The organism is Flavobacterium gelidilacus DSM 15343 (assembly GCF_000422685.1).
Taxonomy (GTDB): Bacteria; Bacteroidota; Bacteroidia; order Flavobacteriales; family Flavobacteriaceae; genus Flavobacterium; species Flavobacterium gelidilacus.
Map to the genome: position 1 here is coordinate 333,838 of NZ_KE383904.1, position 15,943 is coordinate 349,780.

The following is a 15,943-nucleotide window of genomic DNA, read 5'->3' on the forward strand; positions in this document are numbered from 1 at the left end:
TAAAAAATGAAATTAAAAAAAATAAATCAAGGACTTCAGAACGGATTAATTCGAAATGGATTAACAGAAGCCAACGAATTACAACAAGAAACATTCTCTATTATTAAAAGTGGAGTAGATGCTGTTATCCAATCTAAAAAAGGTTCAGGAAAAACTACTACTATTGTTTTAAATGTAATTCAAAAATTAAATGAGCCTAAAGAACAATCTCCTAGAGCTTTAGTTTTTGTTGACGATAAGCCCCAAGTTTTAGAAATGGTTGAATTGTTCAAACAATTAGGAAAAGACAATGAAGTAAGAGTCTATGGAGTTCATGATAAAACGGATTTAGACGAGGACAAAAATCAAATTTCAGACGGAATCGACGTATTAGTCGGAACAGCAAATAAATTAAACTTTATGTTTTCTTCAGCAGGTTTCAATGTAAATCGCTTAAAAGTAATGATAGTTGACGATGCAGATAATTTGTTTAGAAATAGAATGGATTCTCCTATATTAAGAATGTCTGATAGTATGCCAAGAATTCAAAAAATATTCTTTTGTAATCAAATAACAGAAAGAGTAGAAGCTTTGGCAGAAAGAATAATGATTGAACCTATGTTCATAGAATTTGACGAATAATTTTTGTATATTTATTGTACTATTTCAACAAACGATTACTTAATATAATATAAAATGGCACTAGTAAAAATATTTTCAGGAAGCGAAATCATTGCAATGGCTTTGGACGCAAAATTACAAGAAAAAGAAATTACCACTTTAGTTAAAAACAACTTACAATCAGCAAGAGTAGCTGGTTTTGGTAATACAGATTTAGCAGTTGAAATTTTTATCAATGAAGCAGACAGAGAAAAAGCTGATCCTATCATCGATGACTTTAAAATGAATTTATAATACATAAAAAAACCACTTTTCATTTAGAAAAGTGGTTTTTTTATTAGAAGAAGAAATTATTGAAACAAAACTTCTCCCATAATATCTACTGTTTCCCAAGTTTTACTTACTCCATCAGGACCTTTGTGTAAGTCATAACAAACTTTATTGATTGCAGCTAAAGCTTTTTCACCACCGAAATCATTCAAATTTAAAGTAGTTTTCATACTTAATAAATTGTTTTCAAAAGTATATTCTAATGGAATTTGCTTAGTAACATCATTCATAGAAAGCGTCATAAACAACTGATTATCTCTAAAGTTTAAAATTCCAGATAATAATTCAGTGTTTTTTAAAGTTCCAAAAAAGAATGTTTTTAATTTAGAATCTCTATCAGGATTATTTGTAAACAAACTGCTTACTGGTATAGAAAACGCAACACCTTCTAGTACTTGTTCTGGAGAAGTACCTGTTTTTACATCTTTCAATTCAATTTGAGTAAAACTTCCACCAACTGCAACTTTGTCTGTTGTTTTAAAAGCAGTCCATTTTACTTTTGTAGAATCATTTACAATAGTCAAACCTTTAACTTCTTCTTTAGTTTCGGTTGGAGTTTCTGTTTTTTCTTCTTTTTTACAACTTGTAAAAGTCACAAAAGCTAATCCTAAGATTAATACACTTAATTTTTTCATTTTATGTTGAATTTTTATGCTGAATTAATTTCAGCATCTGTTGATTAAAATTATTTAATATTCAAAGGTAATAAGATTATTAAATTGAATCTAAAGACAAGTGTTAATTATTGATTAAAAATAAAAAAGGCAACCAAAATTTGATTGCCTTTTATTTTGAAATTATTTGAAACTATAATTTTGCTTCAGATTTTTTTACAATTTTTTCAATTCTTTTATCTAAATCACCCATTAATTCAGTTAACGCACTTTCACACATTGGTAAAATCTTTTCTGGTTTCATAACTGGTATACCTTTAACCATTACACCCGTTTTTTTAGAATTTTCACCTTCACTAAAAGCAAATACTTTTTCTCCTTTTTTGTTGTATAATGCAATTCTAGTTGTTGCTCTCATTTTTATCGACATTGTTTTACCAATACCAAATCCTTTTTGAAAGCTAAAGTCAATATATACAAACATTACACCGTCTGCTTCATTTTCAAACATTTTTGCAACAGCTACTTCATTTGATTTTCCTAAAATACCTTCATAAAGATATTTGTAACCAGGAAACATTAAATAATCTAAAGCGTCATAAGTAGTATTACCTGAACCTTCATTATATGCTTGATAAGCTTTATTTTCAGTAACTACATTTTCGGGTAATAATTCAAAAGGAAAACTTTTAGAATACTCATTAAAGAAATTTGTATGATATGTTTCTAAAAGAGGAGCTAAATTAAAGTTTGGATCATTTCTTAAGTCCAATAATTCTTTCATCATTTCGCCAGCTGGAATTTCTAAAGCCGAATAATCGACCATTTTATTTGCATAAAAAGTAACAACGGCTACTTTCTTTTTTTGAGCTGTAACAGTTTGAGCTATAGAAAATAGCATTACAACATAAATAATTGATTTTAATAATTTCATTTTTTTCATTTTTTATTTGGCTGTAAATGTATACTTTATTTTTATTAATTCTATTTATTTTTTCCAATTGCCAAATTCCACAATTAGACTATATTTGCACCTTCAAAATCGATTCTTCGATTCTTCGAAATTTCGAACAATCAAAAAATAGAACAATCTAAACAAAATGATTACAGTAAACGACGTAGCAGTAGAATTTGGTGGAACAGTACTCTTTAGTGATGTAACTTTTGCCATAAATGAAACCGATAAAATTGCCTTAATGGGTAAAAATGGAGCAGGAAAATCTACATTGCTTAAGATTGTTGCTGGTCAAGACAAACCATCGCGTGGAAATATTTCGGCTCCAAAAGAAGCTGTTATAGCTTATTTACCACAACATTTATTGTCAAATGACGATTGCACCGTTATGGAAGAAACTTCAAAAGCATTTGCAGATGTTTTGGATATGAAGAAAGAAATTGACGAAATTAATGAGCAATTAACGATTCGTACAGATTATGAAAGTGATGCGTACATGAAATTAATCGAGAGAGTTTCTGAACTTTCAGAGAAATTTTATGCCATTGATGAAGTGAATTATGAAGCTGAAGTAGAAAAAGTATTAAAAGGTTTAGGCTTTGAACGTGAGGATTTTAGTCGTTTAACATCTGAATTTTCTGGTGGTTGGAGAATGCGAATTGAATTGGCCAAAATCTTATTAAAGAAACCTGATTTAATTTTATTAGATGAACCAACAAATCACTTGGATATGGATAGTATTCAGTGGTTAGAAGACTTTTTAATCAATCAAGCGAAAGCTGTAATGGTAATTTCTCATGATAGAGCCTTTGTGGATAACATCACAAATAGAACTATTGAAGTTACAATGGGAAGAATTTATGACTACAAAGCCAAATATTCTTATTATTTAGAATTAAGAAAAGATAGACGAGTTCATCAGCAAAAAGCTTATGATGAGCAACAAAAATTTATAGCAGATAATCAAGCTTTTATTGATAGATTTAGAGGAACATTTTCAAAAACAGAATCGGTTCAATCGCGTGTAAAAATGCTAGAAAAAATTGTTCCAATCGAAGTGGATGAAGTAGATAATTCAGCTTTGAAATTGAAATTTCCACCTTCAGTTCGTTCAGGACAATATCCAGTTGTGGTTAAGGATTTGCATAAAAGTTATGGTGAGCATGTGATTTTCAAAGACGCGAATATCGTAATTGAAAGAGGTGAGAAAGTAGCTTTCGTAGGTAAAAATGGGGAAGGAAAGTCAACAATGATCAAAGCCATTATGAAAGAAATCGAAATTAATTCAGGAAGTGTTGAAATTGGTCACAATGCTCAAATTGGTTACTTTGCTCAAAATCAAGCATCCTTATTAGACGAAAGTGCAACTATTTTTGAGGTAATTGATAGAATTGCTGTTGGTGATGTTCGTACACAAATTAAAAACATATTAGGAGCTTTCATGTTTCAAGGAGATGATATTCACAAAAAAGTCAAAGTGCTTTCTGGTGGAGAAAAAACACGTTTAGCCATGATTAAATTATTGTTAGAACCTGTTAATTTATTAATTCTGGATGAACCTTCTAATCACTTAGATATGAAAACCAAAGACATCATCAAAGATGCTTTACGAGATTTTGATGGAACTTTAATCTTAGTTTCTCACGATAGAGATTTCTTGGACGGTTTAGCTACAAAAGTTTTCGAATTTAAAGATAAAAGAGTAATAGAACATTTCGAAGATTTAAATGGTTTCTTAGAACATAAGAAAATGGAAAGTATGAGTGAAATAGAAAAAAAATAAGTTTATTTATATTTAAAAAAAGCAGTTTAGATAATTACTAAACTGCTTTTTTATTACTTTATTTTTTTTGAATAGTGTGTTCCCAAAAAGCACCACTTATATCTGTAATTTTAAGATTATATGAACCATTTGGTAAGTTTTTTAAATTTTCATCTTTAAGTGTCAGTTTAGCTTTTGCACCTAACGGAATTATTAAACTATGCTTTCCTGGTTTAATTTTTGCGACATAATAATTAGCAATATTATCATTTTGCAACAATGCTAAATCTTCTTGATTATATTCTAAAATACTTTCATTTTGGCTGTTTAGCAATTCAATTTTAATAGTCCACGAACCATAAACATCAACACCTTCTGTTCTAAAAACGTCAAAAGATAGTTTATTATCAGTAATTATTCCCTCAGTGATTTCAAGTTTTGGTTTAACGGATTTGTTATGTAATTTTCCCCATAATCCGCCATGAAAAATTTGATTAGTCATTAAAGTCATTCCTAAAATAAAAATAGAACCAATTAATACTACTTTAGGAAAAATACTTTCTCTAACTGGTAAAATACCTGAAGCTAACCAAGAAAATGCTTTCTTTTTGGTAATGGAATAATTATTTTTCATCAAATAGTTATCTAAAGAATATTTTCCACTTCCTGTTAAGAATAATACAAAACCTGTTGCTATTCCTAATATACCAATTTGCCATTCATCTAAGCAAGTTGTACCAATCCAACCAGAACCGAGTAAAATACCCATTGCTAATCCAAAAACGCCAATACTCATTAGTCTTGTATATAAACCTAAGATAATAAATAAGCCAACAATGCCTTCAATGATGGTGAATATTACCATGTTTATCCACAAAATATCAGGATTTTCAACCATATAAAGTATTATTGGTTTTATTCCTAAAGCATTAGGTAAAAAGTGATTGAATTTTTCTCCAATATATCCAGCAACATCTGGATCGAGTTTGTTTTCTAAAATAGTTCTTCTCCAAAAGGCAGAAAAATAAGTCCAACCTACTACTAATCTTAATGCTAAAGCCAAAAGCCCAGCATCATTTTTTATATTTATGTTTTTCATTTTTTTTTATCTATACTATTAAAATTCCAGTTTAGAGCACTAACTGGTTATTGTTTTTTTGAGTAAAAAACAATTATAGATAATCTTTAAAGTTTTGATAGAGAATGTATAAAGGAGTAGAATAAGCAGATACTTTTTTCTTTTCTTGAGGTAAAATATAACTTGTCGCAAGATTTGCAGTTTCAAAGAATACTTCAAATTTTGGACTAATTATAGGTAAATACTTAACGTTTGATTTTTCTTTAGTACTACTTTTAAAAATAATATCTAAATTAGTACAATTAGCTTGACTTAAAGTTGATTTACTTTTGTTATGTACTTCAGTTTGAGGAACACCAAGTTCTGTTTCTATATAGTTACGAACTTTGCAAGGAGATAACAATAACAATAAAACTAAACCTAATAATGGGAATATTGAATTTATATTTTTTATGTTTAATTTTTCTTTCACAATGCAAACTTACAAAAAATCAAATAAATAGTATTTCTAATTTTTCATTTAAAAAAGTTAATAAAATTATTGGACTTTATTAATTTTCAATTCCATTTCTTTAAAATAATTCACAAGAGCAGTTTGCTGCGTTTCAGTCAAAACAGCTTCTTTATGAATAATTGTATAACTTGATAAAGGCATTTCTCCTTTTTCAATTAATTCATAGCATTCTTCTAATTTATGAGCTTGTTTTTTGGCTGTATAAGTTCCGAATTCAGAAAAATTCAGGTGTTTTTTTCCGTCTTCAATGTGATTTTTGACAAACCATCCAACAGGTTGCACATTCGTATACCACGGATAAACGCTTTGGTTTGAATGACAATCATAACAAGTTGCTTTTATAGTTGCCGCAATTTCAGTTGGCGTTTCATGAATTTTTAAGAAATCTTGATTAATATCAGTTACAGGATTTGTCTTATCAATTTGAAAAAACTGAATCACAACAAGAACCACTAAAAGGACAATTAGAACTTTTTTCATGAGAATTGATTTTAATAAAGATTAAAAGTACTATTTTTATAACAAATACAACTCAAATTGAAAATTTTAATTTTATTAAATGAATTAAATTAATATTAAATCTAATTATTTCGTTTCAACAACAAATACGCCACCAATTCCGTCTGAACCATAAAGTGCAGCACCTTTTTCTGATGATATATATTCTATTTTTTTAATATTAAAGGGTTTTAAATTGTCAAACATTTTTTTTGATGCAATGGCATTGTTAATAATATATAATGGTTTTGTATCTTCATAAGTTCTTCTTTTACAGTAGAAAGTAATAATTTCAGGTAATTTATTTAATTTTTTAAAAAAGGATAAATCCATAGCATCACTAATATCTGCACCTCCCCATTCTACAAGTGTAAATCCTTTGCGTTCTATTGTTGGTAAAATTTGTTCTTTTATACGAGTTGTAGTTTCCAAACCATAAAATTCCATATAAACTCTAATTGAAGTTTCAGGCTTTGGATTTACTTTGTTCACTGAAACTTCATTACAAGCATCATTCACTAAAAAATGAATAAAATTATAGTTGTTTTGTTCTAAAATTGGTAGCCAAAACTGCACGAATTCATTAGTTTCAGTGGTGTTTAAACCAATATATTCTAGTTTTTCGATTAAGAAATCGGTTAACTTATCTTTTTCAACTACAAAACCATTTTCATATTGATAATGTTCTGGTTCGAATGAAGTATCTCCATCCCAAAATAAAGAGGAATAATTTCGCTTAGTTTTGGTATCAAATAATTGTCCGTTTGGTTCTGCAATTACTTTCCAATTTTTATCATATTTTGGAAAAGTAGTTAGTAATTTTCCTTTAAAATCTAATGTTAAAGTGATTTCAGTTTTCTCTTTTGGATATAAATAGATAACAGGTTTTTTAAATATAATGTTTTTATTTTCTGGATTTTTCTTTAAAGAAATGTCTATCACTTTTTGGTTTTCAATTAAAATTCTTTGAGAAATTGAACCAAATCGCGAATATAATAAAACATCATCTTTATGAGTTTCAATAGTATAATTCCCTAAAGAATCAGAATAAGTTATCTTTTTTGAGTTTAAATTTTCAATAGAAATTTTCAATGGATTTTTTTCACAATCAGTTATTTTTCCTGCAATAATTTTGTTTTTTCCTTTTGTATTTGGTTCATAACTATAAGCGTAGAGTTTATAAAGTTTAGCTAATTCTTTTTTAGAAATATCTTTTGAAGTAATTTCAATTGATCCATGTTTTCCTTTTTCGCCATATTTTGAAATTGATGCTTCACCTTTTATAACATTTAGGGATTCTATTTTTTGTGGATCAAGATCATTCATCAATTCATAATCAACTAAATTTCCATTTAAGATTAGTAAAGGATTATCACTTTTTAGGATTATTTTATTTTTGTTATTGATTTTCCAACCTTTGCTATTGGTTAAACTATCTTTATTAAGAATTGTTAATCCGTTTGCTTTTGGTAAACTATCCTGACCAAAAATTGTCAATGAGCTAAAAAATAGTATAAGAAGTAATTTGAATTTTGTCATGTTATTTTTTTATCTGAAAATCTATTATCTGAAAATCTAAAAACTATTGCTACCAACTATATTTCTCACTTTTCCATATTTTATCAAAAATAATCGTCAATGGAGACATGAAAAGTAAAACCAAAACTGGTGCTGCGTAAAAATGATTAAAAGTTGTTAAATAGAAAGCAATTATAGCTAAAATTAAAGCAAATATAATTCTTCCTTTTTTATTATTTGGAGTTGTCATTGGATCAGTTATCATAAAAAAAGTGAACAACATTAAAGTTCCATTTGTCATTTGATGCGTCCAAAAATCAATTGGCCAACCCAAATATAAGATATTTCTAATGAATAATAATCCTCCAAAAGTTGCAATAAACGTTAGCGCAATGTCAATTCGTGCCACTTTTTTAATCACTAAAAATCCAAGTGAACCTATGATGAATAAATAGACAATATTGCTTCCCCATTGTCCTGGTGAAATCCAAGCGTGGTGCGAAAATAAAATTGTTCCGACAACACCAATATTTGCTGGGTTGAAAATGTGTTTTCCTTTATATCTAATTAGAAATTTAGAGCCAATTGCAAGTAGACTTGCTACTAAAATCCAATTCAAATTGTCAACTTTTAATAGTAAACAAAGTCCAAGCGAAGTAATTAAAGCGCTTTTCCAAGAACTATAATTTTTAGTTGTAAAATGACTAAATAACAATTGAAATACAATACAACTTGAAATCGTCAATCCAATTTGAAATAGAAAATCTTTCGGAAAATCGTTGGCAAACAAAACTAGAACCAAGAAGCTTCCCAAAAATAAAATTTGAAAATGTCGAGCATCACTTAGTAATGATAAAATGTTGTTTTTTGGAAATTCTAAAGTTGTTGTGTTCATTTTTTTATTTTTAGTAGCCACAGATTTACTGATTTTAATTTTAGTCTGTGAATCTGTAGCATATTTTTTTAGAATAAAAAACTTTTGATTGTTCCTAATTTTGGAAAAATGGTTTTTCTCTTATAAATCAAGAAAGAGACTAATGCTAATCCAGAAAGTAATAACAAGGTTGGAAGCGTTTTATTAGGTTTGTTTCCTTTTGAGAAGAAGAAGAAACCACCTTTTTTTGTTTCACTTTTCGTAGTTTTATAACCTAATTTGGTTCTGATTTCATTGGTGTAATCATCATACGAATCAATATCCCAATTTGTTAGATTTGCTAAAGTTTCCAATTCATTTTCTCTTCTACTTAAAACATCATTGTAATATCTTTTTCCTTCTGAACATGTTTGCATATCAACATTTACAGAATGTTGCATGATATATCTTCCCTGAAAAGATTGTTGATCCATAGTTTCTTGAAACTGTAAATCCATTGGAAAATTAGCTCTATCATAACGTACATGTAAACGGGTAAAGAACAAATTTCCTTCATAATCGCTACCTTGATAACCTTGTGGTGTTCTGTAATTGGCAAAGAAAACTCCAGCATCTTTTAATTCAGCATAACTTGGTGGCGTTGTCGAACAAGGATCACACTTTTGATAATTGTGTGAACTTAAATCCCAAGCATATTCCGTGAAAACGGCATTTTTTCCGTGTTTTTTATATTGTTTGGTGAATAAATCTTTATAAAAGTCTTGGAATTTCGGACGCATGAAAGTCGGAATGTTTTTATCTGTCGGAATTTTTACAGTTCTATAATTTGTACTTTCAACTCTTCCATTTTTTGTAAAAGCATAAATGATTAAATCTTGTGCTCCATTTGCATTTGCCATTCCCAAGCGAATAGGTAACATGAACTTTTCACTTTCAAACGAAATTTGGATGGGACTTAATTCATCTCGACCTAGTTTTTTCATTTCAGCTAAATTGACTTTTACTACAAAAAAATTCATTTTAGATTTGATATAAGGTTCCAAAACTTCTTCGGCTTTAGCTGGAATTTTATAGTCATTTTGAAGCAACCAAGTTTTTAAACCTGTAGATTCTTTGGCTGATAAGATTAAAATGTCATATTCCCCAACCGTGTATTTTGCTTCTATGGTAACTCCTAATTCTTTTTCTTTTTTACGTTCAGCTACACTTGAATTAAAAGAAACACTTTTTGTAACAACCATTTCATCATACATTATTCTTGGCTCACAAGGATGTTCATCATAATATTCTACTAATCTTGGTTCTGAATATTTATTTAGCTTGTTAAAAATGTCTTTTTTAACGACTTTAATATCATTTTCTTTTAACACTGTTGGCACAGGAATTACGATGGCAAAATCTTTAACATCACCTTGAAAATCACTATTCATGGTTATTGTGCTTTTATTTCCATCACGTACTAAAATAACTTCAGAAGCTTGATTAAAAATTTTGATATCTCCTGTGGAAACATAAAATCCACAGAACGATTGTAGTAATGGTAGCGCTGTAAATACTATCAAAACAAGGATTACTTTCTTTTTCATGATTTATTATTTTTAAATTAATTTATGGTATTTGTTGCTTCAACTAAGCGAATAAACTCAGCTTTATAGCCTTCATTATCAAATGATTTTCCTTGAAGTGCTAGGTTTTTTATATCTTTTGTAGTTTTGTTGGTGATTAATTTTGAATCTCTTAATTTTAATCCAAACCAAGCAACTGCAGCACTAAATTTAAAATCTTCGCTTGAATTTTGGATAGAGTTATCAGAATTTTTAATTACTTCAACTAATTCGATACTTTTTTTGCCATCTGGTTTTTTGTAACGAAATTTTATTGTGGCTAATTCGTCAGAATAAGTATTTGATTTTTTATTAGTTTCTGAATACTTAAGTTCTGGAATTTCGTTTTTAAATGTACTCTCAACGCCAGTTGGAATAATTTCATACAAAGCTGTAACAGTGTGACCACTTCCTAATTCTCCAGCATCAATAGTGTCATTTTTAAAATCTTCGGTACGTAATTTTCTGTTTTCGTAACCAATTAATCGATAATTTTGAACATGTTTTGGGTTGAATTCAATTTGGATTTTCACATCTTTTGCAATGGCAAACATACTTCCTTTAAATTCCTTACCAAGAAAACGATTTGCTTCCTGAATGTTGTCTATATAAGCATAGTTTCCGTTTCCTTTGTCCGCTAAAATTTCCATTTTACTGTCTTTGTAATTTCCCATTCCAAAGCCTAAACACGTTAAGAAAACTCCAGTTTCACGTTTTTCTTCAATTAAAGTTTCCATGTCTTTGTTTGAAGTTGAGCCTACGTTAAAATCACCATCAGTTGCTAAAATGACTCTGTTATTTCCACCTTTTATGAAGTTTTCTGCTGCAATTTTATAGGCTAATTCAATTCCGGCTCCACCTGCAGTGCTTCCACCAGCGTTTAGGTTTTCTAAAGATTTGATTATTGTTTCTTTGTCATTTCCAGAAGTTGGGGGCAAAACTAAACCTGCTGCACCAGCATAAACAACAATGGCAACTTTGTCATTTTCTCTTAATTGATTCACCAATACTTTCATTGATTCTTTTAAAAGAGGCAATTTATTTTGTTCACTCATTGAACCTGATACATCCACTAAAAAAACAAAATTAGAATTTGGTAAATTATCACTTGGAATTTCTTTTCCTTGTAAGCCAATTTTTATTAATTTGTGGTTTTCATTCCATGGACAATCATTGTATTCTGTATGGATTGCAAAAGGTTGATCGTTGTCTGGTTTTGCATAATTATATTTGAAAAAATTAACCATTTCTTCAACTCTTACTGCATCTTTTGGAACCGTTTGCCCTTGATTGATAAATCTTCTAATGTTTGTGTAAGAAGCATTATCAACATCTATAGAAAAGGTTGAAAGTGGTTCGTTACTTGGACTTTCAAATTGATTTTCCACAAAAGTTTCATAATCTTCATTCTCAGGTTCAATTAATGGAATTGGTTGGTTGTTCTTTTTAATTTGGTCTAATAATTTTTTCTTTTCATCTTTTGGTAATCCGTTTTTTGAAACTACAACAATTACTCCGTTCACACCTTTTTCACCATATAGTGCAGCACCTTGAGCACCTTTTATTACATTCATTGCCTCAATTTCTTTAGGATCCATATTTTGTAATGTTTCGACTGTTGAAATTTTATTGTCAATCTCAATAAGAGCTTCATTAGTTCCTGTAGTTGAGCGATTACCTCTTAAAACAATTGAGTTATTTTGATTTACACCATTATTTGTTGTAGTTATTTTAAGACCTTGTACTTTCCCAGAAAGTGACTTTATAGTCTTAGGGTTTGCTCTTTGGTTTATTTCATAACTCTTAACACTTTGATATGATGAAGTAGTTGCATCAGCTTTTCTAGCTTTACCAACAATTCCAGTAAGTACAACTTCCTCACCGATATATCCATTTTCAAGAACTACATCAATGACTTTTTGTTTTCCCACTTTTACAGTTTTTTTCTTTTTTCCTGTGAAAGTAAATTCTATCTCATCTTGTTCACTTGCTTCAATAGAGTATTCTCCATTAAAACCTGTTGTTGTTCCTCTTGTTGTGCCTTTAACTACTACAGACGCACCAGGTAGTGTTCCTAATTCATCACTTACCGTTCCAGTAACAACAATGTAGTTTTCATGATTTTTTTCATGATTTATAGTTTTAAAATTTAGGAAAAGTATAAGCATAGCAATCCCTGATGAAATATGTATTAGATTTTTCATAATGTATTATTTTAGTTAAAAATTAGGTTTTTCTTTTTTCGAATTTACTTTTTGATGGAAATAATTACCACACCATTTTTGCCTTTTTCACCATAAATTGGCTTGGCTTCATCAGGTAAATAGACTTTTATAGAATCTATCTTTTGGGAATTTAATGGAGCATATTTACTTGTGGGACTTTCTCCAAATAAGGATTCTTCTGAAAACTCTTCACCATTAATAATGTAGATTGGGTTTTTTAGTTCAACCATTTCATCCATTTCGCTTGAACTTAAATCTTCTCTTTTTTTAGATGATAATTCTCCGTTAATTAGAACTAAATCATCGCTTTTTGTTTGAGGTTTTTTAGCTTTTTCTTCAACTTTTGAATTTTTAGAAATCGAAACATCATATTTAAAGTTTGAACTTCTAGCAGCATATATTGTTCTGTTGCTTAAAAAATCATTACTTTTTGAACTTGCACTATTTAAGTATCCTTTTTCAATAGCTTCTTTTTGAGACATGATTTGAATTTCATCAGAAATCTCTTCAGCAGCAAAGGATGTTTTGGCTGCTACTGAACTTTTTGTTTCTTTTTTAACAATTTCAGGAACATCATCATAACTTTCAGAAACAATTGATTTAGGTTTGTTGGTGTTTGTTTGAACATTGTTTGAATTCGCAAAAGTTTCTACTTCTGGTAAAGGCTTATTGCTTTCTGTTTTTTTAACCTCTATTTTGGTTTCAATATTCTCTTGAATTTGTTCAGTTGTAGATTCTATATTTAGTTTTGGTTCAATTGGTTTGGTCAATTCTTTTTGAGTAGTAAATAATTGAATTCCAACTGTAAAAAACAATAAGAAAGAAGCAGCGATTGCTAATTTTTTCCAAACTTCACTTTTCTTCTTAATTATTTTGGTGTCGAGTTTTTCTTCTACACGATTCCACACTTTATCCATTCCTGAAAAAGATGTTTCTTCTGCTTTGTTAGAAGCGTTTTTTATTTTTTGATATATTTTTTCTTCTTGATTCATTTTATTTTGCTTTTTGATAGTAAAAAGTATTCACTAATTCTTTCAATTTTGTTTTAGCAACGTTTAATTGTGATTTGGATGTTCCTTCTGATATTTTGAGTTGTTCTGCAATTTCTTTATGCGAAAAACCTTCAATAACAAAAAGATTAAAAATGGTTCGACAACCTTCTGGAATTTTCTCAACCAACTTCAATAAATCTTCTTCTTCTAAATCAGTTACTTCATCTGTAAAAGGTTGCGATTGTATGTTTGTATCTTCCAAATAAAGATTGAAATTTAAATTCTTTTTTAATTGCAACAAACATTGATTGACTGCAATTTTTCGTGCCCAACCTTCAAAAGCTTTAATTTCTTTGAGTTGCTCTATTTTCGTAAAGATGATATAGAAAGTATCGGCCAATACTTCTTCAATCTCTTCTTCTTTTTTTAGATAGCGTTTGCAAGTATAATACAATTTAGTTGCCATCTGTTCGTATAGTAAACGTTGGGCTTCTCGTTGATTTTTTTTGCAGGCTATGATTATTTTTTCATCCATCATAAAAGGTTCCTTTATTATAAGAGCATAAAAAGTTGTAAAAGGTTGGAAAGCATTTAAAAAAAATTATTTATTAATCGTTAATTTATATATTTTTGACTCTAATACATCAGTATCATTGTCTTCACATAATAAAAATTCTAATTGATTTTCTGTTTTTTTATAAAGTGTAATTCCTTCAAATTTATTTTTATCAGAAATTAATATAGTTTCTTCTATTGAAAAATCGGCTAATTTCATTTTGCCTAAAAATGTTCCTAATATTTCTCCATCGTCATAAGTTGAGATTGTGTCTTCTACAGAAGCTAAAAAATAAATAGTTTCATCTACTAAAATTGCATCAGTGAAAGAAGATTGAATATTATTGATTTTAGGTAACTCTACTTTTTTAAATTGGATTTCAATTTCTTTGTCTTTATTTACTATAAAAATTCCATTTGAAGCATTTTTTCCATTTCCTCTTTGAAATAAATAAAACTTTTTATTAAGATAAAAAACGCCTTCAATATTTAGTTCATCATTTTGTATTGAAAATTGAGACTTTATTTTATTATAAAGTTCAGATAAATCTTTCGCTCTAATTTTTTTAGTAGAAAAATGATATGTCTTTAATGAATCTCTATTTTCAGTAGAACCAGAACCAAATATAAGTAATTTGTTTCCATCCAAAGTTATTGATTCAAAATCAGGTTTATCTTTTTTAGGAATATTTTTTTCAGGATTTTCTACTAAAGCTATTTTGTTTAATTCATTTTCATTAATACTATATTCATACAAAAAGGAACTACTGTCAGAAATTAGATAAAGCAAATCATTATGGTATAAAAGTCCAGAGGCTGAACCAATTCCTATAATTTGAAAAAATAGTTGCAATTGAAAATTTTCCATACTTTTACAAAACGAGTTAAATTACTGTCACAAATATAATTGTAAAAAACAGCAAAAACATATGAAATCCTTAAAATCTGAAGACTTTAAAGTATCTGAAACCATAAAATTGAGCGAAATTTCAACATTTATAAATGTAGAAACTTCTGAAAAGAAAAAAGAAAAACAGTTGCAAAAGATTCGTGAGAAATTAAGCAAAGTACAAGACAAAATGTATGCTCATAATAAATATAGCGTTTTAATTTGTTTACAAGGAATGGATACGGCCGGAAAAGATAGTTTAATTCGTGAGGTTTTTAAAGAATTTAATGCACGTGGAGTAGTAGTTAATAGCTTCAAAACGCCTTCTTCGAACGAATTGGAACACGATTATTTATGGAGACATTATATTGCTTTACCTGAAAAGGGAAAATTTTCTGTCTTTAATAGAACTCATTATGAAAATGTTTTGATTACCAAAGTCCATCCTAACTATATCATGAACGAAAATATTCCTGAAATTGAAAATATAGAAGATATTACAGAAGAATTTTGGGAAAATCGTTTTGAAAGTATTAATGCTTTTGAAAAACATATTGCTACAAATGGAATTATCATTATGAAGTTCTTTTTACATTTGAGTAAAGAAGAGCAACGTCAGCGTTTATTAAGAAGATTAGAAAAAGAAAAACACAATTGGAAATTTTCTCCAGATGATTTAAAAGAGCGTTTATTATGGGATGATTATCAAAATTGTTATGAAGAAATTTTGAATAAAACTTCAAAAGAACATGCACCTTGGTTCATAGTTCCAGCTGATAATAAGGAAACTGCAAGATATATTGTTGCAAAAACGATGCTAGATGAACTAAATAAATACGAGTTTCATTATCCTGAGTTAGATCAAGAAGTAAAAGATAATATTAAAATGTATCATGATAAGCTAAGTAGTGAGAAATAACTATCTTTGCCGATTC

16 protein-coding genes are annotated in these 15,943 nt (G+C 28.6%); 4 read left to right on the forward strand and 12 right to left on the reverse strand.

Annotation, left to right across the window (positions count from 1 at the left end; genetic code table 11):
* The first annotated feature begins 6 nt into the window (after nucleotides 1-6).
* Together G507_RS0114140 and G507_RS0114145 are read left to right on the forward strand one after the other, a co-directional pair.
* Nucleotides 7-621: a DEAD/DEAH box helicase gene (locus tag G507_RS0114140; RefSeq protein ID WP_026718102.1), complete on the forward strand. Its 615-nt coding sequence runs from the start codon at nucleotides 7-9 to the stop codon at nucleotides 619-621.
* 54 nt (nucleotides 622-675) lie between these two features.
* The gene (locus G507_RS0114145) at nucleotides 676-894 is read left to right on the forward strand and encodes a putative signal transducing protein (protein ID WP_026718103.1); all 219 of its coding nucleotides are present in this window, start codon (nucleotides 676-678) and stop codon (nucleotides 892-894) included.
* 56 nt (nucleotides 895-950) lie between these two features.
* Here G507_RS0114145 and G507_RS0114150 read toward each other — a convergent pair whose 3' ends face one another.
* Together G507_RS0114150 and G507_RS0114155 are read right to left on the reverse strand one after the other, a co-directional pair.
* Nucleotides 951-1,565, reverse strand: a complete 615-nt coding sequence (locus G507_RS0114150) for a YceI family protein (RefSeq protein WP_026718104.1) — start codon at nucleotides 1,563-1,565, stop codon at nucleotides 951-953.
* A gap of 172 nt (nucleotides 1,566-1,737) precedes the next feature.
* Nucleotides 1,738-2,478, reverse strand: coding sequence for a hypothetical protein (locus G507_RS0114155; protein ID WP_157496613.1), 741 nt, complete (start codon nucleotides 2,476-2,478; stop codon nucleotides 1,738-1,740).
* Between the two features lie 166 nt (nucleotides 2,479-2,644).
* Here G507_RS0114155 and abc-f point away from each other — a divergent pair, with 166 nt between their 5' ends.
* On the forward strand, nucleotides 2,645-4,282 hold the full coding sequence (abc-f, locus tag G507_RS0114160; protein WP_026718106.1) for a ribosomal protection-like ABC-F family protein: 1,638 nt from the start codon (nucleotides 2,645-2,647) through the stop codon (nucleotides 4,280-4,282).
* A gap of 58 nt (nucleotides 4,283-4,340) precedes the next feature.
* Here abc-f and G507_RS0114165 read toward each other — a convergent pair whose 3' ends face one another.
* From G507_RS0114165 to G507_RS0114210, 10 genes are all read right to left on the reverse strand, one after another.
* Nucleotides 4,341-5,360, reverse strand: coding sequence for a TQO small subunit DoxD (locus G507_RS0114165; RefSeq protein WP_026718107.1), 1,020 nt, complete (start codon nucleotides 5,358-5,360; stop codon nucleotides 4,341-4,343).
* 73 nt (nucleotides 5,361-5,433) lie between these two features.
* Nucleotides 5,434-5,811 carry a hypothetical protein gene (locus tag G507_RS0114170; RefSeq protein ID WP_026718108.1) on the reverse strand — a complete coding sequence of 126 codons (378 nt, stop codon included), beginning with the start codon at nucleotides 5,809-5,811 and terminating at the stop codon, nucleotides 5,434-5,436.
* A 66-nt stretch (nucleotides 5,812-5,877) separates the two neighbouring features.
* Complete coding sequence (locus G507_RS0114175; RefSeq protein ID WP_026718109.1) at nucleotides 5,878-6,333, reverse strand: heme-binding domain-containing protein; 456 nt, start codon at nucleotides 6,331-6,333, stop codon at nucleotides 5,878-5,880.
* Nucleotides 6,334-6,438: 105 nt separating this feature from the next.
* On the reverse strand, nucleotides 6,439-7,890 hold the full coding sequence (locus G507_RS17410; RefSeq protein ID WP_051191716.1) for a hypothetical protein: 1,452 nt from the start codon (nucleotides 7,888-7,890) through the stop codon (nucleotides 6,439-6,441).
* 49 nt (nucleotides 7,891-7,939) lie between these two features.
* A complete protein-coding gene (locus G507_RS0114185) occupies nucleotides 7,940-8,764 on the reverse strand; it encodes an RnfABCDGE type electron transport complex subunit D (RefSeq protein ID WP_051191719.1) in 825 nt (274 codons plus the stop codon).
* A 68-nt stretch (nucleotides 8,765-8,832) separates the two neighbouring features.
* On the reverse strand, nucleotides 8,833-10,329 hold the full coding sequence (locus G507_RS17030) for a DUF2330 domain-containing protein (protein ID WP_051191721.1): 1,497 nt from the start codon (nucleotides 10,327-10,329) through the stop codon (nucleotides 8,833-8,835).
* 17 nt (nucleotides 10,330-10,346) lie between these two features.
* Nucleotides 10,347-12,551, reverse strand: a complete 2,205-nt coding sequence (locus tag G507_RS17035) for a VWA domain-containing protein (RefSeq protein ID WP_035666302.1) — start codon at nucleotides 12,549-12,551, stop codon at nucleotides 10,347-10,349.
* Between the two features lie 44 nt (nucleotides 12,552-12,595).
* On the reverse strand, nucleotides 12,596-13,564 hold the full coding sequence (locus G507_RS0114200; RefSeq protein WP_026718111.1) for a hypothetical protein: 969 nt from the start codon (nucleotides 13,562-13,564) through the stop codon (nucleotides 12,596-12,598).
* A 1-nt stretch (nucleotide 13,565) separates the two neighbouring features.
* Complete coding sequence (locus G507_RS0114205; RefSeq protein ID WP_026718112.1) at nucleotides 13,566-14,099, reverse strand: RNA polymerase sigma factor; 534 nt, start codon at nucleotides 14,097-14,099, stop codon at nucleotides 13,566-13,568.
* 66 nt (nucleotides 14,100-14,165) lie between these two features.
* The gene (locus G507_RS0114210; protein WP_026718113.1) at nucleotides 14,166-14,987 is read right to left on the reverse strand and encodes a DUF6929 family protein; all 822 of its coding nucleotides are present in this window, start codon (nucleotides 14,985-14,987) and stop codon (nucleotides 14,166-14,168) included.
* A gap of 61 nt (nucleotides 14,988-15,048) precedes the next feature.
* Between G507_RS0114210 and G507_RS0114215 the strand changes: the two genes are divergently transcribed.
* Nucleotides 15,049-15,927, forward strand: a complete 879-nt coding sequence (locus tag G507_RS0114215) for a PPK2 family polyphosphate kinase (RefSeq protein ID WP_026718114.1) — start codon at nucleotides 15,049-15,051, stop codon at nucleotides 15,925-15,927.
* Nucleotides 15,928-15,943 lie beyond the last annotated feature (16 nt).